Genomic DNA, 23,898 nt, shown 5'->3' with positions numbered 1-23,898 from the left:
CACTGAGCGACTCTGCTTGCAGCCGGAGCGAAGGGGGAAACTCGGCCCCCTCCGCCCCGGCCGGACAGGTCAATCTACACCGTGTGCTGCGGCAGGTCCTGCAGGGCGATGACGTCCATGCCCATGTCGTTGGCGCTGCCGTGACCCTGCTGGTCCTCACGCACCGCCTCGATGGCACTCACGTACGTGTTGGCGGCAGACATCGCGGTCACGCAGGTCACACCGCGTCGCACTGCCTCGGTGCGCAGCAGATAGCCGTCGCCGCGCGAGCCCGGACCGTACGGCGTGTTGATGATCACCGCGATCTTGCCATCGGCGATGAGGTCGCCGATGTTGGGGCGCTCGCCGTCGTGCGGGCCGCTTATCTTCTCCACGATCTCGCACGTCACGTTGCCTCCACGCAGCACGCGCGCCGTACCCTCGGTAGAGCAGATGTCAAAGCCCAGATAGCGCAGGATACGGGCGACCGAAAGGATATGGCGCTTGTCGCGGTCGCACACGCTAATGAACACCTTGCCGCAACTCGGGTCGGGCAGCTTGTAGTCGATCGCCAGCTGCGTCTTGGCGTATGCCTCAGGATAGCTCTTAGCGATACCCATGACCTCGCCCGTCGACTTCATCTCAGGCCCCAGGATGACGTCGGCGCCCGGGAAACGACCCCAGGGCATGACGGCTTCCTTCATGCAGAACCAGTCCAGTTGACGTTCGTCGCTCGGCAGGCCCAGGCTCGCGATGGAATCGCCCGCCATGATACGCGCCGCGCACTTGGCCAGCGGCACGCCGGTGGCCTTGGAGATAAACGGCACGGTGCGACTCGCGCGCGGGTTGGCCTCGATCACGTAGACGGTCTCGCCCTTGATGGCGTACTGCACGTTGACCAGGCCGCGTACGCCCAGCGCCATCGCGATGCGGCGCGTGGTCTCGCGAAGCTTCGCCTGCAGGCTCTCGCTAAAGCTAAACGGCGGAATGCAGGTCGCGGAGTCGCCGGAGTGAATACCGGCCTCCTCGATATGCTCCAGGATGCCGCCGATGTAGACCTCTTCGCCGTCGCACAGGGCGTCGACGTCGGACTCGATCGCACCCTCCAGGAAGCGGTCCAGATACACCGGGTAGTCGGGGCTAATGCGCGCAGCCTCGGCCATGTAATCGCGCAGATGCTCGGCATCGTAGGCGATCATCATGCCGCGGCCGCCCAGCACGTAGCTTGGACGCACCAGCAGCGGGTAGCCAATGTGCGCGGCCACGGCCTCGGCCTCCTCAAACGAGGTGGCTTGGCCCGCCGGCGGGTACATGATGCCCAGCTTGTCGAGCAGAGCGGCGAAGCGCTCGCGGTCCTCGGCAAAGTCGATGGCATCGGGCTTGGTGCCCATAATGTTCACGCCGCTCTCCTCGAGCATGCGCGCCAGCTTAAGCGGGGTCTGGCCACCGAGCGTCACCACGACGCCGTCGGGACGCTCAACATCGATGACATCCATGACGTCCTCGTAGGTGAGCGGCTCAAAGTACAGACGGTCGGACGTGTCATAGTCTGTCGAGACGGTCTCGGGATTGCAGTTGACCATGATGGTCTCGAAGCCGCGGGCCGTCAGCGCGTAGCTCGCGTGTACGCAGCAGTAATCGAACTCGATACCCTGGCCAATGCGGTTGGGGCCAGCGCCCAGGATCATCGCCTTGGGCTTGTCCGCCGGCGTGGTCTCGTCGGGAGCCACGCACTTCTTGGCATCCGGGCTCGTGCGGTAGATGTTCTCGTACGTCTTGTAGTGGTACTCCGTGGCGCTTGAGAACTCGGCCGCGCAGGTATCGACCGTCTTCATGCTGGGAACCACGCCCAGACCCTTGCGATAGGCGCGCACAAAGCGCTCGTCCGAGCCGGTCAGCGCGGCGATCTCGGCGTCGCTCGTGCCGTACTGCTTGAGCAGGCGCATCGCGTCGGCGTCGATATCCTCCACACGCAGGCCGCGGATGCTCTCCTGGACCTGCACCATGTCGTTGATACGGTTGAGGTACCACGGATCGATACCGCAGGTGGCATGGATGCGGGCGATGTCCCAGCCACGGCGCAGGGCCTCGACCACAAAGAAGATGCGGTGCTCGGTCGGGGTTGCCACGGCCTGAGCGAGCTCATCGTCGCTCAGCTTGTCGGCACCTTCCTTGCCACCGGCACAAATGCCCTGATGCCCGTCCTCCAGCGAACGCATGGCCTTGCCGAAGGCCTCCTCAAAGGTGCGGCCGATCGCCATGATCTCGCCCACGGCCTTCATGCGCGTGGTGAGCGTGGGGTCGGTACCCTTGAACTTCTCGAAGGCAAAGCACGGCACCTTGACCACGCAGTAGTCAATCGTGGGCTCAAAGCAGGCAGGCGTTGCCTTGGTAATGTCGTTGACGATCTCGTCGAGCGTGTAGCCCACGGCCAGGCGCGCGGCGGCCTTAGCGATGGGGAAGCCCGTGGCCTTGGAGGCCAGCGCGGACGAACGGCTCACGCGCGGGTTCATCTCGATGACGATCAGGCGGCCGGTCTGAGGGTTCACGGCAAACTGCACGTTGGAGCCGCCGGTCTCGACGCCGATCTTCTCCAGAATGGCGAGCGACGCGACACGCATGCGCTGGTACTCAAGGTCACTTAGTGTCTGCGCCGGCGCCACGGTGATGGAGTCGCCGGTATGCACGCCCATGGGGTCGAGATTCTCGATGGAGCACACGATGATGCCGTTGCCGGCATGATCACGCATGACCTCCATCTCATACTCTTTCCAGCCCTCGATGGACTCCTCGACCAGCACCTCGCGGGCGGGCGAGAGCTCGAGGCCCTGACCCACGATGGAGACGAGCTCCTCGTGGGTGTGAGCGATGCCGCCGCCGGCGCCGCCGAGGGTAAAGCTCGGACGCAGCACGCAGGGATAGCCCACGCGCTCGGCGATAGCCTCGGCGTCGGCCACGCTGTAGGCATAGCCCGAGCGCGCGACCTCCAGGCCGATCTCGGCCATGGCCTCGTTAAAGAGCTTGCGGTCCTCGCCGCGCTCGATAGCGGCCAGGTCGCAGCCGATCATCTCGACGCCGTACTTGTCGAGCGTGCCGTCCTTTGCCAGCTCAACAGCGGCGTTCAGACCGGTCTGGCCACCCAGCGTGGGCAGCAGCGCGTCCGGATGCTCTTTCTTGATTACGCGCTCGATAAACTCGGCGGTGATGGGCTCAACATAGGTGCGGTCGGCCAAGCCCGGGTCGGTCATGATGGTCGCCGGGTTGGAGTTGACCAGGATGACCTCAAAGCCATCCTCCTTGAGCACCTTGCAGGCCTGGGCGCCGGAGTAGTCGAACTCGCAGGCCTGGCCAATAACGATGGGGCCCGAACCAATAACGAGGATGCGCTTGATGTCAGTACGTTTCGGCATGTTAGTTCTCCTCGGTCGCAGCGTTCTCGGACTCGGCGAAATTCCAGCCGGCGAGGCGGTCCTTCGCGGTGTCGATGTCCAGGTAGTTCTCCTCGCCGTCCATGAGTCGCGTAAAGGCGGTAAAGAGATAGTGGGCATCGGTGGGGCCAGGCGAAGCCTCGGGGTGGTACTGGACCGAGAAACACGGGGCGTCGAGCAGCTGGATGCCCTCGGCGGTGCCGTCGTTGAGGTTCACATGTGTCAGGCGAATGCGACCAAAGCGCTCGTTCATCACGACCGGCGCGATGCCGCGACGCACCCAGGCGCGCAGGTCACCGTCGGCCGCATACTCGGTTTCGCCGCCGGAAAGCTCCGGAATCAGTTTGCCCAGACTGGGGAACAGCAGGCCAAAGCCGTGGTTTTGCGCGGTGATCTCCACGCGACGGCTCACCAGATTCATGACCGGCTGGTTACCGCCACGGTGACCGAATTTAAGCTTTTCCATTTGGGCGCCGCAGGCCAGGCTGATCATCTGGTGACCGAGGCAAATGCCAAAGACCGGCACCTTGCCGATCAGCTGCTGTACCTGCTCATAGGTCTCCACCACGGCATCGGGGTCGCCGGGGCCGTTGGACAAAAAGACGCCATCGGGATTCATGTCGAGCACCTGCTGGGCGGGCGTATCCCACGGCACGACGGTGAGATCGCAGCCGGCACGGACCAGGCCCTCCAGAATACCGCGCTTCACACCGCAGTCGTAGGCGACCACTTTGTGACGGGCAGGAGCGGCAGCCGCAAGCGCAAAGTCATGCGTGGCAGGCAGGTCGGCGGCCACAAACTCGTGAGGCGCGGGGCAACTTACGGTCTTGACCAGGTTCTCGCCTACCAGCGTGGGCGCAGCGGACAAGCGCTCGGCAAGCTCGTCGACGTCGAAGATCTCGGTCGAGATAATGCCCATCTTGGAACCATTGTCGCGCAGATGGCGCACCAGAGCGCGGGTGTCGATACCCTCGATAGCGACGATGCCGTGAGCGCGCACGTACTCCGGCACGCTGACGGCCGAGCGCCAGTTAGAAGGCGTGGCGCACATATCGCGAACGATCATGCCGCGCATAGCCGGAGCGCTCGCAGGGCGCACGGCGTCGCCGGGGAAGGCCGACTGGACATCGGTCTCGTCGATACCGTAATTGCCGATCTGCGGATAGGTCATGGTTACAATTTGGCCGGCATAACTCGGGTCGGTCATGACCTCAAAGTAGCCCTCGAGCGAGGTGTTGAAGCAGACTTCGCCGGTCGCGGTGCCCTCGGCGCCGCATGCACGTCCATAAAAAATGGTCCCATCCTCAAGATACAGGATACAGGGACCGCAGGTGCCCTTGCTGGTTTTGGCCAGCATACGCTGGCAAAGCTCGCTGGGCGCGAAGGTGCGGGCGGCAGCGCCCGCGGTATGGTTGTTCGCCATAATTCTCCTTCCCGGTCTCACAGGACCGGCTTAAAGGTGTGTAGTTAGGCCTCGCGGTATTGTAACCGCAAGCATGCCTCATGGCGTTAATTTCATCGAAATGTTTACGAAATGATAATTATGACTTTCTATGCATAATGATTATTTAATCCCCGTCCCAGAAAAATTATCCCGCGTGGGCTTGTGGCTCACGCGGGATAATGGCCTCTTACTTTTGCTTGTCCTGTTCCAGCAGATCGGACGGTGAGCGATCGGGCTTGCCGCCGCGGAAAATCTCGCGGCCATGCAGACGATGCTCCAGGTCACGTTCGGCCTTTTCCTCGTCAATCTTGGTCTGGCTCACCACCGGGTCCTCGATCAGCGACGAAACCGAGTTCACCTGTTTTTGAATGCGCTCGGCAATGGTGTCGTCCATGCTTACGATGCGCATCTTCCAGTCGATACTCGTGGCGTTGGATGAGCTCTTGGTCCACACAAACGTCAAAATGGCGCTCTGATGACCCCGCGCGGGAAACATGCCAAAGAAGGAATCGTGCTGAATGTTGCTATCCTCGTCGATATAGGCGTGAACGTTATACACCACGCGGTCGATCTTATCGTTGAGCAGCGCGTTGGTCGCAAGCGCAGCGGCCTGAATCTGCCCGTTGGACAGCAGCTCGAGCTCGTTGGCAGACGATGTGTCCAACACCGTCACCTCGACCGTGCCCGTACGCTCATCAGCTTCATCGACGGTAAAGTCGAGCGGGAACTGCGTAAAGCCGTTACCCCACTCAAGGCCGCCCTTCAGCGCCGTCGAAACGGTATCGACTGAAACGCTCTCGGACAGGTTGGCGGTGTTCAGACGACGCATCACGCCGTAGCCAATCTGCATGCCCACGATCAGCACCAAAATACCAATGACCACGGCCATCGCGGTCTTCGTAATGGTATGACTCACCTGCGAACCCGAAGAATCGTCCTCGGACAGCGGGTCGATATGTTTTGCCTGGCTCGCACGGTCCTCGCTGCGCAGCTGCGCTAGCGCCGCTTTGTCACCGCGCTTGGCCGCAGCCTCCTTCTCACGCATGCGCTCGGTTCGCTTTTTGGCAAGCGTGGGATCCAAGACACCGGATGCATCGATTTCGGAGAATAACTCCGTCACCTCTTCCGGAGTCAAAGGGTTCTTATCAGCCATAATCTTCCTGTCATATCAATCAGTCGAGCTCGTGCGCACGCGCACCTTCGAACTGCATTCGATAGTAACGGGCATAGGTGCCGCCACGGGCGAGAAGCTCCTCGTGCGTGCCACGTTCCACAACGCGACCATGCTCAACGGTCGCAATCTCATCGGCGTGTTTAATGGTCGAGAGACGGTGGGCGATGATAATCGTGGTGCGGCCGCGCGCCAGCTCTTCGAGTGACTCCTGCACCGCCTCCTCGCTCTCGTTATCCAAAGCACTCGTCGCCTCGTCCAAGATCAGGATCTTGGGGTTCTTGAGAAACACGCGCGCGATGGCGATGCGCTGCTTCTGTCCGCCCGAAAGACGGCTGCCGCGCTCGCCCACGACCGTGTCATAGCCCTGTGGAAGCGACTCGATAAAGGCATCGATGTTGGCACGTCGGGCGGCCTCGGCGATCTCTCCTGCCGTAGCGCCCGGCTTGCCGTAGGCGATGTTCTCGCCAATCGTGCCGTCAAACAGATAGACATCCTGCTGCACCAGGCCGATGGCGCGACGCAGGCTCTGCTGCGTCACATCGCGCACGTCCTGGCCGTCGATGCTAATGGATCCGGCAGCCACGTCATAAAAGCGCGGCAGCAGCGAACAGGTCGTGGACTTGCCACCGCCCGAAGGACCAACCAAAGCGATGGTCTGCCCGGGCTTGATGGACAGGTCCATATGGTCGATAACGGGACGCTCGTCGGCATCGCCCTCGCCCAGCTCAACATCCTCGTAGTTAAAGCACACGTCGTGATACTCCACGGCGCCGGCAGTCACCTGCAGATCCGTAGCGCCCGGCTTGTCCTGGATATCCGGCGCGGTCGAGAGCACCTCGTCCATGCGCTTAAAGCCGGCAATGGCCTTCTGATACGTTTCGGCCGAATTGACGAGTGTCTCGAGCGGCGTGCAGAACAGCGAAATGTAGAGTGCAAACGTCGCCATATCGACCGCCTGCAGCTGACCCTGGGCAACGAGCCAACCACCCAGCAGCACCACGATCACATAGAGCACACCCGAGAGCAGGCCATACGTCGCGGTATAGACGCCCATGGCGTGATACATGTTCTCCTTGGACGAAAGGTAGCGATTGTTGGAGGCGCGGAACTTGAAGCGTTCGGTCTCCTCATTGGCAAAACTCTTGACCACGCGCATGCCCGCCAGCGAATCCTGCAGCTGCGCATTGATGCCGCTGATCTTTTTGCGGTTGTCGCTAAAGACCTCGCGCATGCGCATGTTCTGCCAAAACATGATGACCGCAAACGCCGCCGTCACCACGGCCATGGCGAGCGCCAGCACCGGGGCGATGGTAAAGAGGATCACAAACGAGCCGATAATCTCGGTGCCGCAGATGATGATCCACTCGGGCACGTGGTGCGCCGCCTCGCAGATATCGAACAGGTCGTTGACCACGCGGCTCATCATGTCGCCCGAGCTGTTGCGGTCAAAGTACGCAAAGCTAAAGCGCTCATACTGGTCAAACAGGTCCTCGCGCATCTTGGACTCCATACGCGCGCCCATCACGTGACCCCAATAGCTCACAAAATAGCGGCAGGCGCAGCGGGCGGCATACATCAGCACCAAGCCCACCGCAATCATGCCGAGCGCCTGCATAATGACAGCCTGACCCTGAGTAAAGAGCCCACCGGTCAAATTGCGCAGGATAATGGGGAACGCCAGGTCAATGGCGGCAAGCACCAGAGCGCAAACAGTATCGGCAACAAAAAGCCCCATCTGGGGCTCGTAATACGAGAGAAACCTTTTCAGCATAATCACCTTACGCGGTTTTACCAAACCGCGTTTCGTCTCGACGCTGCAAGTGCTCCATTTGGACAATCTGGCCTTCAATCGTCGGTCGCGTATATCCATACGCTTCCCTCCTCTTTTAGGCCACCTTGTCTCAAATGGAGCACTTTCGCTGACTTACACAAACCTGCGGGATCATCCCCGCTCGTTACAGTTCGGCTCCACCAAGTCGATGCGCGATGCTATCGCAGGCCAAGGCGCCTACGACGGTCTTGGCGTCTTCGATCTTGCCGTCGAGCACGGCGTCGATCAGCTCGTGCAGCGGCACGAGGTCCACGTTGACGAACTCGTCATCATCGGGGTTGGGCGCATCGAACTCGAGCTTGGTGGCCAGGTAGATATGAATGATCTCGTCGCAGAAGCCGCAGGTCGTGACAATCGACGTCAAAAAACGAATGCGGCCGGCCCTAAAGCCCGTCTCCTCGTGCAGCTCGCGCTTGGCGCAATCGAGCGGGTCCTCGCCCGGATCGAGCTTGCCGGCGGGAATCTCAACCGTCACGCGGTCGATAGCGGTGCGGTACTGACGCACCAGCACGATCTTGCCGCTCTCGGTCAGCGCCACAACGGCCGCCGCGCCCGGATGGCGAATGATGTCGCGGGCGCTACGGTGGCCGTTGGGCAGCTCAACCTCAAGACGGTGGACGTCGAGGATCTTGCCCTTCCAGGCGCACTCCTCCGAAAGAATCTTCTCGTGCAGCTCGGCATCGTGCGGGTCGTCATCGCCCAGCACCAGCATCGGCTCGTCGACAACCTCGCCACCCGGCTCGCCCTCGGCGTGTCCGTACGCGCGGCTATCTTCCTCGACGATCTGCGCGTCCACGAGCTCTTCGTTCTTCTCGTCCATCCGTCTCATTCCTCTCGGACTTTAGGCATCCCAGGCGTCGCGGCCACGCAGCGCGCGCAGGCCGATGTCATGACGCAGAGTCTTGCCCTCAAAATCAATCTTCTCGCAGGCCTCGTAGGCAAGGTTGCGAGCGTTCTCGAACGTGTCGCCCAGCGCGGTCACGGCAAGCACGCGGCCGCCGTTGGTCACGAGCTGACCGTCCACCACGGCGGTGCCGGCATGGTACACGGTCACGTTCTCCATGGCCTCGGCATCGGCGATGCCGGTGATGACTTTGCCCTTCTCATAGCTGCCGGGGTAGCCCGCGCTCGTCAGGACAACAGCCACGGCCCACTCGTCGCGCCAGTCGAGCTCAATCTGATCAAGCTCGCAGTTGGCACAGGCGAGCATAACCTCGACCAGGTCGTTCTTGAGGCGCGGCAGCACGACCTGCGTCTCGGGGTCGCCAAAGCGGGCATTGAACTCCAGCACCTTGGGGCCGGCGGGGGTGAGCATAAAGCCACCGTACAGGCAGCCGCGGTAGTCGATGCCCTCGGCAGCAAGCTCGGCAACGGTCTGCTCCATGACCGCCACCATGGTGGCGTGCTCCTCGTCGGTCACGATGGGCACCGGGCTGTAAACGCCCATGCCGCCGGTGTTGGGGCCTTTGTCGCCCTCGAGCGCGCGCTTGTGGTCCTGCGAGGTGGCCATGGGGCGCACGGTCTTGCCGTCGGTAAAGGCCAGCAGCGAGCACTCGGGACCAACAAGCATCTCCTCGATAACCACGGTGTTGCCGGCATCGCCGAAGGTGCCGCCAAAGCACTCGCGCACGGCCTCCTCGGCCTGCTCGAGCTCAGTCGCCACGATAACGCCCTTGCCTGCGGCCAGGCCGTCAGCCTTCACGACCAGCGGGGCACCCTGCTCACGCACATAGGCGAGAGCCGAAGCCTCGTCAGTAAACGAGCCATAGGCGGCCGTCGGAATGCCGGCACGCTCCATGAGCTGCTTGGAGAATAGCTTGGAGCCCTCCATCTGGGCACCCTCGGCACCCGGACCAAAGCAGGGAATACCCGCCGCGCGCACGGCGTCGGCCACGCCCGCCACGAGCGGAGCCTCGGGGCCAATCACCACGAGTCCGCATCCATGGCTCTGGGCAAACGCCGCCACGGCCGCAGGATCGCAATCGTCGAGAACCACGTTCTCGCCGCAGCTCGCGGTGCCGCCGTTACCCGGCGCAATGTAGAGCTTGCCGGCGCGCGGTGATGCTGCGAGCTTAGCTGCCAAAGCGTGCTCGCGGCCGCCGCTGCCCAACAACAGGATGTCGATGGTTTGAGTGTCCGCCTTCAAGGGTGCCTCCTCTATGGATGAATGGCTCGCTCCGCGCGAGCCCTTTGCAAGCAAATATACCCCTCGGCCGCCCGCTTGGGCTGCAAAGGGGTATATCGCAATAACCGAATAGTGCCGATTACTTCCAGAATCGGTTGATGATCTGTTCGCGATCGGCGCCGACGCCAATGAACGTCACGCGGGTGTGTGCCAGATCCTCGATAAACGCCACGTAGTCCTGAGCCTCCTGCGGCAGCTCGTCAAAGCTGCGGCAACCGGTGATATCGCACTTCCAGCCAGGGAGCTCCTCGTAGATGGGCTTGGCCTGCTCAAAGCGCACCTGATGCTCGGGCACGCTCGTGTAACGCTCGCCGTCGACGTCGTAGGCCACGCACACCTTGATGGTGTCGAAGGCCGAAAGCACGTCGAGCTTGGTCAGGGCGATATCGGTGAGACCGTTGACGCGCGAGGCATAGTTGGCAATAGGGCCGTCGAACCAGCCACAACGACGACGGCGACCGGTGGTCACGCCGTACTCATAGCCTTCCTCAGTCAGCGTGTGGCCGGCCTCGGACTCATAGGAAAGCTCGGTGGGCATGGGGCCCGAACCGACGCGGGTGATATAGGCCTTCATGACGCCCAGCACGCGGTCGACATTCTTCATACCGACGCCGGAGCCGGTGATGGCGCCGCCAGCGGTGCAGTTAGAAGACGTCACGTACGGATAGGTGCCGTGGTCGATGTCGAGCAGCGTCGCCTGGGCGCCCTCGAACAGCAGGTCCTTGCCCTCGTCGATCATGTTGTTGAGCAGCAGGCTCGTCTCGGTGATGTAGGGGCGCAGGCGCTCGGCCATGGGCAGGTACTCGTCGCAGATCTGGTCCACGGTGTAGGTGGGCAGGTGGTAGATGAGCTCGAGCTCGGGATTCACGCGGGCAAGAGCGGTCTCCAGCTTGTCGCGGAACAGCGCCTCGTCCAGCATGTCCTGCATGCGCAGGCCGATGCGGGCCATCTTGTCCTGGTAGCACGGACCGATGCCGCGCTTGGTGGTACCGATGTTCTTCTTGCCGAGCTTCTGCTCAAAAGCACCATCCAGATCGATGTGGTACGGCATGATGATGTGCGCGTTGCCACTGATCTTGAGGTTCTTGGTGGTGATGCCGTCGGCCTCGAACATGTCAATCTCCTCAAGGACAACCTTGGGGTTGACGACGCAGCCGTTACCGATCACCGACACATGGTCGGAATACATGATGCCGGAGGGCACCTGGTGCAGGCCGTACTTCTTGCCGTTGACGACGATGGTGTGGCCGGCGTTATTACCGCCCGAATAGCGCACGACGGCATCGAAGTCGCCGGCGACCAGGTCGCAAATCTTACCCTTGCCCTCATCGCCCCACTGGGCACCGACCAAAACGGTTGACGGCATGTTTACTCCTTACATTCATGGACTGTCTACGTGCCACGCCGGCACGCAGAAGCACAAAACATTCCCAGTATACCCGTGCAACGGGCGCCTGTCCTACTCCTCGGTATGCGCCCCATCAAGCTCATAGAACTTGGTGGATGCCGGCAGGAACATCAGGTCGACGTCACCGATCGGGCCCGAACGGTTCTTGGCCACGACGATACGCGTAACGCCCTCGTCGGGTCGATCGTCACGCGAGGCCTCGGCCTCATCGGCGGAGCGGTCCAAGAACATAACAATGTCAGCGTCCTGCTCGATGGAGCCCGATTCACGCAGGTCGGACAGCTGCGGGCGCTTGCCGGTACGGGATTCAACCTGACGCGACAGCTGCGACAGCGCGATCAGCGGAATCTTGAGCTCCTTGGCCATAATCTTCAGACCTCGCGACATCTCGGAGACCTCGACGGTACGGCTCTCGGAGCGACGTCCCGGCGGAGGACTCACCAGCTGCAGGTAGTCCAGGATGATGATGGCCTTCTCCTTGTTGTGGAGCATGCGGCGGCTCTTTGCGCGGATCTCGGTCACCGTGGTGCCGGGCGTATCGTCAATCAGAATGTCGAGCTTAGACAAGGTCTGCGTGGCCTCGTTGATATTGGCCCACTGCTCGGGGCTAATGCGGCCCATGCGAAAGTCACTGATCGAGATCATCGCATAGGCGCAAATCAGACGCTGGGCAATTTCCTTACCCGACATCTCCAGCGAGAAGAAGCCGACGGTATAACCGGCAGCGGCAGCGTTGAGTGCCAGATTCAGGGCGAACGACGTCTTACCCACAGCAGGGCGAGCGCCGATAATGATGAGCTGACCCTCGCGGAAACCCATGAGCATGCGGTCGAGCGACGGGAAACCCGTGGGCACGCCCGCAGCCTGACCACCGGCCTGGCACACTTCCTCGGCCTCGTTATAGGCCTCGACCATAAACTCGGTCAACGTCTTGTAGCTCGACTTGACCTCGCGCGCCGTGACCTTGAGCAACTTGCTCTCGGCCAGCTCCACGACCTCTTTGGTATCGGTGGGAGCGTTATAGGCCAGCGCGTTGATCTCGTTGGTGGCGCCGATCAGCTCACGCAGCATCGAATCGCGGCGAACGATAGCGGCATGGTGCTGCCAGTTGACGAGCGACAGGGTCTGACCCATCAACTCCAAAATGTAGGCCTCGCCGCCCACGGCATCAAGCTTGTTGATGCTTCGCAGGTAATCGATCAGCGAGATGGAGTCGATGGGAATGCGGCTGTTGTACATATCGACCATCGCGGTATAGATGGTCTTATGAATGGGCCGGTAGAAGTCATCGGGCTGCAGCTCGACCTGGGCCTCTTCGACCACCTCGGGCGATAGCAGCATAGCGGCCAGTACATTGGCCTCTGCATCTTGGTTTTGGGGAAGACCCAACTTGGAGCCGCGGTCCTCAACCGTCAGCCCGGTCTCCCTATCGTCATATGCCATGAGCATCCTCATTCATATCGCTTGCGAGCATCCATAGTATCAGCCACGGTCCCAAAACGCGCCGCGCGCCGCCAATCATCACCGAACCAAACGGATGAACGGTCCCGTATATAGGACTTCGACGCAACGTTCACCATGACACTCACTCAGCGCAAAAAACAAAAGGGCGCCCTGGTTTCCCAGAGCGCCCTTCTTAGAACAAGATTGTTGCGTTGCAGCAAATGCTACTCGGCAGCAGCCTCAGTCTCGACCTCGGCGGTCTCGGCCTCGGCGACCTCAGCGGCCTCCTCGACCTCAGCCTCGGCAGCGAGCTCCTCGGCGGTAACGCCGACGAGAACGACAACCTCGGCCTTGATCTCGCGGTACAGCGAGATGGCAACGGTGTGGGCACCGGCAACCTTGATGGGCTTACCGAGCTCGACGCGCTTGCGGTCGATGTCCATACCGAGCTGAGCCTTGATGGCGTCAGCGATCATAGCGGCGGTAACGGAGCCAAAGAGGATGCCCTCGTCGCCGACCTTGACGTCAACGGTGACCGTCTTGCCCTCGAAGGCAGCCTTGGTCTCGTTGGCGGTAGCCAGACGGACGGCCTCGCGCTTGGCGATGTTGTTGCGACGCTCGTCAAGCTGCTTGAGGTTGCCCTTGGTGGCGGCAACAGCGAGCTTCTTGGGGAACAGGAAGTTCTCAGCGTAACCCTGAGCGACCTCTACGACGTCACCCTCGCCGCCCTTGCCCTTGATCTCATCGAGAAGAATAACCTTCATGATGCGTCTCCCTTCTTAGCCGCGGTCGCGGTTGCCACGAGAGGAAACCACGGGGACGGTGTACGGCAGGAGAGCCATCTCGCGGGCGCGCTTGATGGCGTTGGCGATGTCATGCTGATGCTGCGTGCAAGCGCCAGTGACGCGACGGGGCTTAATCTTGCCACGGTCGGTCATGTACTTACGGAGAAGCTGAGTGTCCTTATAGTCGATGAACTCAGTGTTCTCCTTGCAGAACTGGCAGTACTTACGACGCGGCTGACGTGCAGAAAAATCATTAGCCATGTCAAAATACCTTTCGTTTGGCAACTTCGGCGAACCGAAGCCGCCTCTCACTCAAAAATAGGTGAACAACCCTTAGAACGGAATGTCCTCATCGTAGACGTCGACCGCGGGCGGCGTAGCCACCGGTGCGGCAGGACGTGCTGCGGGCGCGGGAGCTGCGGGGGCGTAACCGCCCTGGTCGTAGCCACCCTGGCCACCACGGGAGCTCATAAACTCGATCTCATCGACGATGACCTCAAGCTTGCTCCGGCGCTGGCCGTCGCGCTCCCAAGAGCTGTAGCGCAGCTTGCCCTCGATCGCGACCTTGTTTCCCTTTGCCAGGAAACGGCTCACGGCCTCGGCGCGGGTGCCGAACATGGTGCAGTCGACAAAGTTGGGATAGTCCTCCCACTCGCCAGTCTGCGCGTTGCGGCGACGATCGTTCACGGCGACGCCAAAGGACAGAACCTGGGTTCCGCCGGCGGTGGCGCGCAGCTCGGGATCGCGGGTGAGGTTACCGGTGATGTTCACTCGATTGATGCTCATAACTCACTACTTCCTCTTGGGGCACAAGCCCAGTCCAAAACGACAGTCTTACTCCTGGTCGTCGCGACGGACGATCATGTGGCGGACCACAGCGTCGGTGATGCGCAGGACGCGATCAAGCTCGGCGATCTGGGTAGGATCTGCGTGGAAGTTGATGAGGGTGTAGTCACCATCGGTGAGGTCGTTGATCTCGTAGGCGAGCTTGCGCTTGCCCCACTCGTCAACGGAGTCGACCTTGCCAGCGCCCTCAGCGATCGTGGTATCGATACGCTTCATAACAGCGAGACGAGTCTCGGGGTCGAGCGACGGGTCAACAAAGAACAGCAGTTCATAAGCCTTCATATTGTCACCTCCTCTGGGCAAATGTGGCTTCAGGTCGTGAAGGTGCGCCTGAAGCAGGAAAAGACTCGGTAATAATATCTTTCAACCTCCCAGGCTGCAAGAATATGCAGCTACAACCTCATGACCTCCACATATGTCCATGCTCACACGGCACTTCATGCGCATTCCAACCAAATGCTGACCAAATGCTTGACGGATCTGTGTTCAAGATACGGTGCCGTGGGGACAAGCTGAGCCAAGCCGCAGGTCAGCGGGCACAAGGCTGTGGTCGCAAAATGCATACCAGTGGCCCACAGCACCACCCAAAGATTTTTAAATTCATTGCCAAGTCGCTTATGAATACCCTTTTTTGAACAATTGAGTTGATCAACCACGCTGGTCGGAAGCCGTTTTTTGGCACCTCAAGCCCCACTGCAGCGCCAAGCACGGCCAAGCGTTTTAAAAAATGCCAACTTTTCTGTTTGCACTTTGCGATTCCTCGTGTATACTGACTTTCGCATTTAACGGAGAGTTGTCCGAGTGGCCGAAGGAGCACGATTGGAAATCGTGTAGGCGTCAAAAGCGTCTCCAGGGTTCAAATCCCTGACTCTCCGCCAGTTAATTCCAAAGCAGGCCTTCGAGCCTGCTTTGTTTTTACCCCACGCGGAGGGGTGGCAGAGTGGTTGAATGCGGCGGTCTCGAAAACCGTTTGGCCTGTATAAGGTCACGAGGGTTCGAATCCCTCCTCCTCCGCCATTTTGGTTGAGAAAGCTCCCGAAAACGGGGGCTTTTTTGTTTAGAGTCCCTTACAAGCAAATACGGCGGAGGAGGAGGGATTCGAACCCGCCAGGGCGCGGAGCGTAAAGAAAACGCGCCACTGGCGCGTTTTTAGCGCAGTGCGGTCGGTGCAAGCCGACCGAATAAATTTTGAGCTCCGCTCAAAATTTGGACATCCCTCCTATTCAGCCACGCCCCCATTGCTTTCGATTTCACCTTGAATCTCAAACATGTACGTCACCCTCCAAAACCGACATTTTTCGACATCCTTGAAGGCTGATGTACATGTTTGGTACCCATGACCGTTCCCAGTCCCGACCGTTTACCGAGCAATAGGGTCACCACGCCCGCCAACCATGTACTATGTACGGGCATTGTCTAAACCCGCAACCAAAAGGACCCCATCTTGCCCGTCGTCGCCGCTATGACCGTTACCTCACACGCCACGGATGCCATGGTCGCTATTCCGTTTTGGCTCGAGATGTTCGCTGTTGTCGCGGCATCGATCTCAGGCGTGCTGGTCGCGCGCGAGCACAAGCTCGACTTGGTGGGCGCGGTCGCGCTCGCCGTGGTCTGCGGTCTGGGCGGCGGTCTCTTGCGCGACATGACGCTGCAGGTGGGCAACGTCTACATCCTCAACCAGCCGATGGCGCTCCCGCTTTCCATTGCCACGGCAGCCATCATCTACATTTTCCCGGCAATCGTCGACAAGCCCGAAAAACTCATTCCCCTGCTCGACATCATCTCAGTCGGCATCTACGCCGCCACCGGAGCAGACAAAGCACTGGTCTACGGCTTTGCGCCGGCGGTGTGCATCATGATGGGCTTTTTCACCGCGGTGGGCGGCGGCATGCTGCGCGACAGTTTTATGGGCGTGGTACCGGGCATTTTCCAGCGCACCAACTTCTATGCCATCGCAGCCATCGCCGGCTCGGCGAGCTATGTATGCCTTGTCATGAGCGGTGTCGTCAGCAACATCACCGCGTTGATCGTATGCGTTGCGGTAACCATGGGGCTGCGCTGGCTGTCGCTGCGTTTTGACATCAAAAGCCCCACCGAAGAGGACATCGCGCGCTTTTTGCACCACAAAAAGTAGATTGCGCGGGCTCATCCTTCGAAATGCAACCGAGAGGTTCTTTTAGAGCGCCCACGCGTTGGGTACCCTGTTAGGTGCATATCGAGCATCTGACGAAGGATTCACTATGCCCCACAATCAATTCCCGTCGACCCAACGCCGTAAAGCGTGGGGCCGCATCACCATCCTATTCGCGCTCATCGCTCTGGCGCTCACCGCACTTCCCGCTACGGCTCTTGCCGGCACGGACACCGCAGGCAACGTACTTGCGACCGACAATGACGCCACTCCGTCCGGCGTCGAAGGTGACCTGTACTGGGCAGGTCAGAGCCTCAACCTGGACGACACCTCCATCGACCGCGATATCATCGCTGCGGGCGATACCCTCTCGATCCGCGACTGCACGGTGGGCGGCGCCGTTCGTCTTGCGGCGCGCACCATCGACATTGCCAAGACTACGGTTGATGGCAGCGTCACGGTCGTCGGTCAGCATGTCGTACTCAATTCCGACAGCACCGCCAACTGCTTCTATGCGATAGGCGAGACGGTTGCCCTGCGCGGCTCTACCAAGTCGGCAGCGCTCGCGGGCGACACGGTGACCATCGATGGCACCGTCGAGGGCGATGTCGAGGTTTGGGCCGACAAGCTCATCCTGGGCAAGAACGCCCACATCACCGGCACCGTGAACGCGCACGTCTCCGAGGACCCCGAGCGCGCCACGGGAGCCGAGGTCGGCGCGCTCAAGATCGACCGCACCGAAAACGAAGATACTTCCACCGCCAACGATGTCATCGGCGGCATCGTCGCCGCGGCCCTCTCGACCTGCTTTGTCGCTCTGCTGCTCGAGCTCGTCTTTCCGCGCGCGACCGCCGGCGCCGCCGGCATGCTCCACCAGCGCCCCATGCCCCTGTGGGTGAGCGGTCTTCTGGGCACGATTGCTATCGTCCCCGCCGTCCTACTGCTAATTATCTCTATCGCTGGTCTGTCGCTTGCCGGAGCCCTCATGTGCGGTGTTATTGGCATCGCGCTGGTGTCGAGTGCCTTCGCGGGCTGCGCGATCGCCCGCATGGTCGGACACAGCCAGAACCGCTACGCCATGGCAGTCGCCGGCGGCGTGATCGCAGGCGCGCTTACGGCAATCCCCCTCGTAGGCGGCTTCATCAGCGGCGTGGCCTTTGTCTTTATGCTCGGCTACGTTATCCAGATCATCTGGCGCAACGCCCACCTCAAGTCGCAACAGCCGGCTAATACGCCGGAACTCCCCGCCGCTTAGCCGCCAACCACCACAAAGGGGACAGGCACCTTTGTGGTGGTGCAAAGGGGTCAGGTTACTTTGCACCAACAAACGAGGCGGGGCACCCGATCGCATCGACCGGGTGCCCCGCTTTTTCATGGAGGGTTCTCTAGTAACTTTTTCAAAACCAATGATCATCGGGTCGGTAGGCCTGCGCGTCACTCGCTACGGAGGCAGTACGCCATTGAGCAAGGGGGGACAATTATTTTTCACGGCGACCTCCTCCCCGCTTGATGACGAGCGCGACAACAATAGCCGCCACTCCGATGGCAGCCAAAGCCGCCACCAGCACCAACGCTCTATCTCCCGTCGAGGGCATAAAGCCTCGACTTGCTTCTTTGCTTGGGGTGTTGAGCACCGACAGCTCAATCGAACCCGTCCCGGCATCGGCGGTATCAACCCGTAGGGGGCTTTCGACCGACACGGTCACCTTGGGCTTCGCGGCCGTCACCTGTTTAACGTCCAGGCCCTCGGCCGTAACCGTCACCGTACGTTTGCCTTCAAAGGCGGCGTATCCCTTGGGAGCCGCGGCCTCTTCGACGGTGTAGACACCCGCGTCCACACCGGTCAATTCCACGTGGCCGTCCGCGCCCGTGGTGACGTGCGCGGCGGCATCCGTCGACCACGAGCCGTCAGTCGTTAGAATGCGCCCGCGGTCATCGATGATGCGCAGCTTGGCGCCCGCGAGCGGTTTATCGTCCGAGCTTGAGCGCTTGATCAGACTGAGTCCCCAGGTGTAGGCGCACGCGTCATCGCTCGGCGTGCGGGTGAATCCAGCATCGCCGGACTGGTCGGCGAGGGGAGAGCGCGGATAGCGCAGGTAGACCTCGTTGGGATTGCCCTTCGCGATGCCGTGGTTGCATGCGCTGTTGAGCGGCGCATTGTACACGGCGACCACGCGGGCGCCCGCGGCGAAGGCGTCGGCCCCGCCGAGCGCGGCGATCAGGTCGCCGGTGCGCACGGCGAAGGTCCCGTCCGCCGCTACCTTGGTGGCGCACTGGGCCGTGATGTCGGTCCAGCCCTGCGCGGGCTCGGTGCCGGCGCGCCCGTCCTTGCCGGCCGAGACGGCGTCGAAGCCGCCGTCCGCGCCCGCCGCCGCGTACACGCGCATGCTCGCGGCGACCTTGGAGGGGTCGAGCCCCGCGCTCATGGTGTCGGCGAACCGCACCGTATAGGTGTCGTAGGCGGCAAGGCCCGCCGGGACCGTGGCCGAGAGGCGCCAGTACAGGTCGTCGGCGACCGTGGCGTCGGCGGCCTTCTGCCAGGCGGCGGTGCTGTCCTCCAGCACGTGCTTGGACACCTTGGGGGTCGCCGCCTTGGGCTTGACGGTGACGGCGCTGCCGCCGACCAGGGTCATGATCGGCGCGGTGCCGGCCTCGTTCTGGGCGATGGCGTCGTCTTTGGCGACGATGAGCCAGTAGCCACAGGGTAGCTCGGCCGCCGTGCCCGCGTTAAGGGCCACGGACACGGCGCCTGCTTTGGCAATTGCGCGGGCAAGTTTTGCCGTCAGCGCGGTCGTCATGTGCCCGTCAGCATTAATCCATTCGGCAGCCTCTTGCGCCGTCGATGCCGAGCTATCAAGTCCGGCATCATGAAGCACGGGAAGAACGGCCTGGCAAACGGCATCGTTCGCCCACGTTACATCGGTTGCAACTTTTTGGCCAGCATCGTCATCGTCGACAACGGTCGCCGAAAAGAGCTGGTACGCGTCATACCGCGTCGCGACTGTACCGTCCACCGTAATGGCACCGGTACCTGCCGCGCGGGCCGTCCCGGGTAACATTGCAAGAGAGAGCATGGCAACCGTAACTATCGTCGCGACTGCCAACAAGTGGCGACAAAGCCTACTCACGGCGACCACCTCGATCTTGATCGCGATGGCGGCGAGCATGCATCCATGTCGCAGCAAAACACAGCAGCGATGCACCAGCCAGATACGTCATAGTCAAGCCAGCCCCGCCCGCCTCAGGAAGCGTGGTCGAATATTTGTTGGTAAAGGTCGGCGGATCCTGAGAGCTATCGTTGTAGGTAACTACGGCGTTGAGCTGGTCCGCGCCATTCGTCACCTCAACCGTGACTTTTCGCGGGGTCGTGTCATAGGTGATGTGATCTTTAACATGGTCGACGGCCCCCTTGGGCTCGACCTCGGAAATGGTGTAGGTATAGATTCCCGCCTTGTTGTAGTCGACGTTGAAGGAGACGTTGCCCTCGGCGTCGTTGGTCACCGTCTGGAGCACCTTGTCGTCGCCATCCTTGAGTTCGAACGAGAACTGTCCTTTCTTGAAGGTTCCGCCTTCAAGCACTTTTCTAGCCCGGATTGTCGCGGATCCCCTTAGACGATTGTCATAGACCCAAATCTCGTCCTTTTTGTCATCACCGATGATCTCCGCGCCGCGGACGATGGCCTTCGCCTCAGTTAGCGCAGTTTGATAATCCTCGTTGCTCGCGCTGCCCCTGAGCATGATCCACGTGGACTCGGCCTTGGCGTAGCCAACAGGCGCCTTCGACTCCACAAGCTGGTAGAGCTCGCAATTGGTCATCGCCTTCTTTTCTTCGCCAAACGAGATCCTACCGTTGTCGTCGGTCGTGGCGGTTTCAAACTCAGTCCTTGCATTCTCGATACCCGCCGTTGCAACCTGGTCCATATTCACGCTGTAGAGCGTGAACTCCGCCCCTTTGAGCGTCGCTCCAACCTGCTGCGCATCGTACTTGGTCATCGTGATGCCGTAACCATTGCCGCCCGCACTGGCAGAAGCGTTCTGGATGGTCCATATTTGCTCGTCAATCGCCGTGCCTTCCGTCACACCCGTAAGCTTGGCGGTATTGGAAAGAGACACCTCTTCACCGGGGTTTCCGGTCGGGATAACCTCGTACTCGACCTTGAGGTATTTCTCGTCGGGCACCTCAAGAGTCAATTTCGTACGCGAGCCAGATTCATCCTTGACTTGCTCCATCTTCGACGAATGGTCCTTATCAACCAGCGGTGACCAGGCACCATTCACCCGCTCATAGACCTTAAGCGTCGACGGCACCAGCGTGCACTTGGCATCCATGGTATCGACGAGCTCAAGGAAGTCGGTGCCATTCTTAAGGGCAACGCCAGACTCGTTAACAAGAATGGTGTACTTAATACGGTTGCTATTACCGACCTGCTCACCGGTCTTTTTGATGACGTTGTTCTTGATGGTGACGGTGCCGCTACCGGTATCGAATTTCTTGTCTCCCGACTCGGCGCTTGCCGAGTTGGTGAACTTCACCTTATTCTTAGAGACATCGAGCTCGCTGCGCTTGACCGCCGTCTGATACGTAAGTTTGGCGTAACCGGCGTAGTCGCCGAGTTCCGTCGTGGGAATGGAGAAAGTGACCGTGTTGCCCCTGCTGCTAACGTTGCCGGCGGCAAGCGTCTGACTCTTAACGACCTCCTCGGCCTCGCCTCCGCGCCCAAGCCCCGTATGTTGATCGTAGGGATTCTGCACGAGCGTGAACTTTGCGGAATTCGCGACATAGCTCATACCGTTCGGAAGGGTGTCGACGATATTCAGCGGTTTCCCGCCCAGCTTTCCAGCTCCAAAGTATTCGAACTCGCCATTTGCGCCCTTATTACCCTTTTGGCGGTTTGCATACACCGTCCAGTCGACGATCCAGGCGCCCTTCTCATCCGAGCCGTCAACGGTATGCCAATCGAAGTTCTCAACCCAAGACACCTTCGACTCCGCTTCCGGCTTCTCGACCGCGGGCTTCGTTTCTCGGTTGACAACGTACTTGACGGGTTCGGTGAACGGCCACCGTAATTTCAGGCCCGGCGCGCTGACCGACGCAAAGTTTGAGTACCAGCCCGACAGCGCTTCTGATGTGGTGTCGTAGGTGATAACAGCGTAGTCCTCTTTCTCGAGGGCGTCTTTCACTTTGTTGGTAACGATGATTTTGAGGTCGTAGTTTTTCTTTGTTTCATTACCCAGAAAGCTAGCCGTTGGATTCCAGTCGGCACCCCGTTCCAGCACGGTATCGCCGATTTTAATGGTAATGGAGTTTTCGTCGACACCAAGTTTCTGCGACCATGCCGACTGAAACGTGTCCTTCACCGTCACCTCGCCTGGATGGACCGCATTGACGATCGCCTTCAGCGCGACCTTCGTCTCCCATGTCGCCCTGCCCGTCGTCGCCGCCTCATTGGATCTCACGAGCCTCTTGGTGATCGGCACAACACCCGTCAGCTGCGGCGTGAAACTGCCTTCATCGGTACCGGAAACGGAGTCCCCCCCCGCTCGATGGTCGCATCGTTGCGCACGGTGTCGTACGAGCTCGCGTCTTTCATCTTGGTGTGATAGACGATGCGGTAGGTGGCGTACTTGTCTGCAAGATTGGTCCGGAACGTGTAGGTGAACGAGTTCTGCGACGGACCGAGCGTGCGAGTCTCAAGAACCTCCGACCCCGAGCTGCCCTTGTATACCGTGTAGCTCCCTATATAGGCCTGCTTAGCGTCAAGCGTATCGGTAAACGTGTAGCCGCTCATATCGGCCTTGAGCTCGCCTTGGTTGAGTGTGACAGTCCACGTGATGTCGGACGGCGTGCCCGAGCCGTTGGACTTGTTGATCATGTCGTAGCGAAACTTGCTGGGAACACCAGTCGCAGAGTCGCTCTGGCGATCGCTCGAGCCGCCCCACTCCCACGCCGCCGTGTTCTTGGATGCTTCTTGGTCGTTTATCCACTCGCCGTTGCTTGCTGAAACGCCGCTCTTTAGCTTCGTCTCATAGACGACCGTGTGCTCCCCCTGGGTGAGGTAGCCCAGATTATCGAGGGTCGCGGTCTGGCCGCCGAACGTCGGCTGCGGGTCGAGCTTCTCGCCATCGAGTGTGAAGCTGCCGTCCACAAACTCGAAGTTGTCGCCCAGGCTGTCAGTGAACTTAACGTTCGTGGCGTACGACTCGACGGTAAGCTTGACGGTCCACGTAACTTTGGCCACGCCGTCGGCACCCTGGGAGAAGGCTCCTGACTTCTCCCCCGTGACGGCGCCATCCTTAGTTGGAATATCGATTGATCCCGCACCGGGAAACTCGATGGATGCTCTGCCGTCGGACCCGGCGTTCTTATTTGCCAGCTCAAATGAAAAATTTGCTCCAACTGAAATTTCTGCGGGGTTTTCATCAAGCCAGCTCTTATCAAACGTAAAGATGACCTTATTACCCTTGATCTCCCACGTACCAGCCTTTTCAGCAGTAGCCTCCGGACCCTCCATGAGGTCGCCACCGGCGTTATTGTCAACGACTATGGTATCGGGGAGCTCGTAGACAGCGATGTAGTTCTGAGGCGTAGGCGCCTTACCACTTATGAACCGTGCCGAGAAAGCTCCATAGAGCGTCGAAGTGGACGTTACAGGATCCCTGAGCTCTTGAGTATGGTTCTCGTCGGCATACAGCCCAACCGTAATGTCCGCCGTCTTATCATCAATCACAATCGGCGTCGGCGTCGTCACGTCCTCGGCGCGCACGGGAGCTGCGCCGTGAAAAACTGCGGCGGTGAGGCTAATTAAAATAAAGACCAGGGCCGCCATACCCAGCGACCGTGAGCGGTGTGCGTCCATAGTTGTCCCCTAATTCCTATAACACAGTGTGGAATACGGCGAATCGTCGGATCGAACACAAACCCCAACATCAACGAGAACCTACCTAGCGCATTGCAAGAACCCACCGGGGAGCAACTTCTAAGACGGTTCGTCTATGCCACAATGCATAAAATACAATATAGATACCAGTTATGTAAACCGCAGGTAAAGAGGTCTTTTAATTTAATACCAGTTGATATTTACCTGTTAACGGTTTTGCATTAAAGCGGTTGTATTTCAATGATTCGTGTATATGTTTAAACAACTTAACTTTGCCTGAAAAGCCGCTCGGGGGGATAGCCTCCTCCACCGTGGTGCAGACCAGCTCAATCCCCGTGCACAAAAAGGGCGTCGACCATCGCGGTC

18 protein-coding genes and 2 tRNA genes are annotated in these 23,898 nt (G+C 60.3%); 4 read left to right on the top strand and 16 right to left on the bottom strand.

Going from position 1 to position 23,898, the window contains the following annotated elements; all coding sequences use genetic code 11:
- Positions 1-74: 74 nt before the first annotated feature.
- The 12 genes from carB to rpsF form a co-directional block, all read right to left on the bottom strand.
- Positions 75-3,389, bottom strand: a complete 3,315-nt coding sequence (gene carB, locus DXA43_RS06455) for a carbamoyl-phosphate synthase large subunit (protein WP_117806601.1) — start codon at positions 3,387-3,389, stop codon at positions 75-77.
- Between the two features lies 1 nt (position 3,390).
- The gene (gene carA / locus DXA43_RS06450; protein WP_117806600.1) at positions 3,391-4,830 is read right to left on the bottom strand and encodes a glutamine-hydrolyzing carbamoyl-phosphate synthase small subunit; all 1,440 of its coding nucleotides are present in this window, start codon (positions 4,828-4,830) and stop codon (positions 3,391-3,393) included.
- A gap of 208 nt (positions 4,831-5,038) precedes the next feature.
- Positions 5,039-6,004: a hypothetical protein gene (locus DXA43_RS06445; RefSeq protein WP_117806599.1), complete on the bottom strand. Its 966-nt coding sequence runs from the start codon at positions 6,002-6,004 to the stop codon at positions 5,039-5,041.
- 19 nt (positions 6,005-6,023) lie between these two features.
- Positions 6,024-7,796: an ABC transporter ATP-binding protein gene (locus DXA43_RS06440; protein WP_117806598.1), complete on the bottom strand. Its 1,773-nt coding sequence runs from the start codon at positions 7,794-7,796 to the stop codon at positions 6,024-6,026.
- A 184-nt stretch (positions 7,797-7,980) separates the two neighbouring features.
- Positions 7,981-8,676, bottom strand: coding sequence for an NUDIX domain-containing protein (locus tag DXA43_RS06435; RefSeq protein ID WP_117806597.1), 696 nt, complete (start codon positions 8,674-8,676; stop codon positions 7,981-7,983).
- A gap of 21 nt (positions 8,677-8,697) precedes the next feature.
- The gene (gene purD, locus DXA43_RS06430) at positions 8,698-10,002 is read right to left on the bottom strand and encodes a phosphoribosylamine--glycine ligase (protein ID WP_117716204.1); all 1,305 of its coding nucleotides are present in this window, start codon (positions 10,000-10,002) and stop codon (positions 8,698-8,700) included.
- A 118-nt stretch (positions 10,003-10,120) separates the two neighbouring features.
- Positions 10,121-11,407, bottom strand: a complete 1,287-nt coding sequence (locus DXA43_RS06425; protein WP_117634691.1) for an adenylosuccinate synthase — start codon at positions 11,405-11,407, stop codon at positions 10,121-10,123.
- A gap of 93 nt (positions 11,408-11,500) precedes the next feature.
- A complete protein-coding gene (gene dnaB, locus DXA43_RS06420) occupies positions 11,501-12,898 on the bottom strand; it encodes a replicative DNA helicase (RefSeq protein ID WP_117634693.1) in 1,398 nt (465 codons plus the stop codon).
- A 218-nt stretch (positions 12,899-13,116) separates the two neighbouring features.
- Positions 13,117-13,656: a 50S ribosomal protein L9 gene (gene rplI, locus DXA43_RS06415; RefSeq protein ID WP_022094073.1), complete on the bottom strand. Its 540-nt coding sequence runs from the start codon at positions 13,654-13,656 to the stop codon at positions 13,117-13,119.
- A 15-nt stretch (positions 13,657-13,671) separates the two neighbouring features.
- Positions 13,672-13,938, bottom strand: coding sequence for a 30S ribosomal protein S18 (gene rpsR / locus DXA43_RS06410; RefSeq protein WP_006235829.1), 267 nt, complete (start codon positions 13,936-13,938; stop codon positions 13,672-13,674).
- Positions 13,939-14,010: 72 nt separating this feature from the next.
- On the bottom strand, positions 14,011-14,463 hold the full coding sequence (locus DXA43_RS06405) for a single-stranded DNA-binding protein (protein WP_006235830.1): 453 nt from the start codon (positions 14,461-14,463) through the stop codon (positions 14,011-14,013).
- A 48-nt stretch (positions 14,464-14,511) separates the two neighbouring features.
- Complete coding sequence (gene rpsF / locus DXA43_RS06400; RefSeq protein WP_006235831.1) at positions 14,512-14,805, bottom strand: 30S ribosomal protein S6; 294 nt, start codon at positions 14,803-14,805, stop codon at positions 14,512-14,514.
- A 505-nt stretch (positions 14,806-15,310) separates the two neighbouring features.
- Here rpsF and DXA43_RS06395 point away from each other — a divergent pair.
- The 4 genes from DXA43_RS06395 to DXA43_RS06380 all read left to right on the top strand — a co-directional run bounded on the left by DXA43_RS06395 (position 15,311) and on the right by DXA43_RS06380 (position 17,909).
- Positions 15,311-15,401, top strand: a tRNA-Ser gene (locus DXA43_RS06395).
- A gap of 48 nt (positions 15,402-15,449) precedes the next feature.
- Positions 15,450-15,540 (top strand) — tRNA-Ser (locus DXA43_RS06390).
- Between the two features lie 427 nt (positions 15,541-15,967).
- Positions 15,968-16,657, top strand: a complete 690-nt coding sequence (locus DXA43_RS06385) for a trimeric intracellular cation channel family protein (RefSeq protein WP_233504599.1) — start codon at positions 15,968-15,970, stop codon at positions 16,655-16,657.
- Between the two features lie 106 nt (positions 16,658-16,763).
- The gene (locus DXA43_RS06380) at positions 16,764-17,909 is read left to right on the top strand and encodes a polymer-forming cytoskeletal protein (RefSeq protein ID WP_117806596.1); all 1,146 of its coding nucleotides are present in this window, start codon (positions 16,764-16,766) and stop codon (positions 17,907-17,909) included.
- A 223-nt stretch (positions 17,910-18,132) separates the two neighbouring features.
- On the opposite strand, the gene DXA43_RS06375 is transcribed toward DXA43_RS06380, so the two are convergent.
- The 4 genes from DXA43_RS06375 to DXA43_RS10460 all read right to left on the bottom strand — a co-directional run.
- A complete protein-coding gene (locus tag DXA43_RS06375) occupies positions 18,133-19,821 on the bottom strand; it encodes a SpaA isopeptide-forming pilin-related protein (RefSeq protein WP_117806595.1) in 1,689 nt (562 codons plus the stop codon).
- Positions 19,775-22,111, bottom strand: a complete 2,337-nt coding sequence (locus DXA43_RS06370; protein ID WP_158564950.1) for a Spy0128 family protein — start codon at positions 22,109-22,111, stop codon at positions 19,775-19,777. Before DXA43_RS06370 ends, DXA43_RS06375 begins: the two co-directional genes overlap by 47 nt.
- A gap of 29 nt (positions 22,112-22,140) precedes the next feature.
- A complete protein-coding gene (locus DXA43_RS06365) occupies positions 22,141-23,511 on the bottom strand; it encodes an isopeptide-forming domain-containing fimbrial protein (protein ID WP_117806593.1) in 1,371 nt (456 codons plus the stop codon).
- A gap of 199 nt (positions 23,512-23,710) precedes the next feature.
- A partial coding sequence (locus DXA43_RS10460) for a hypothetical protein (protein ID WP_233540034.1) occupies positions 23,711-23,898 on the bottom strand: 188 nt, incomplete at its 5' end.

The sequence above is a fragment of the Collinsella sp. OF02-10 genome (genome assembly GCF_003463445.1).
GTDB lineage: Bacteria > Actinomycetota > Coriobacteriia > Coriobacteriales > Coriobacteriaceae > Collinsella.
This window is presented reverse-complemented; position numbering and strand designations above follow the sequence as displayed.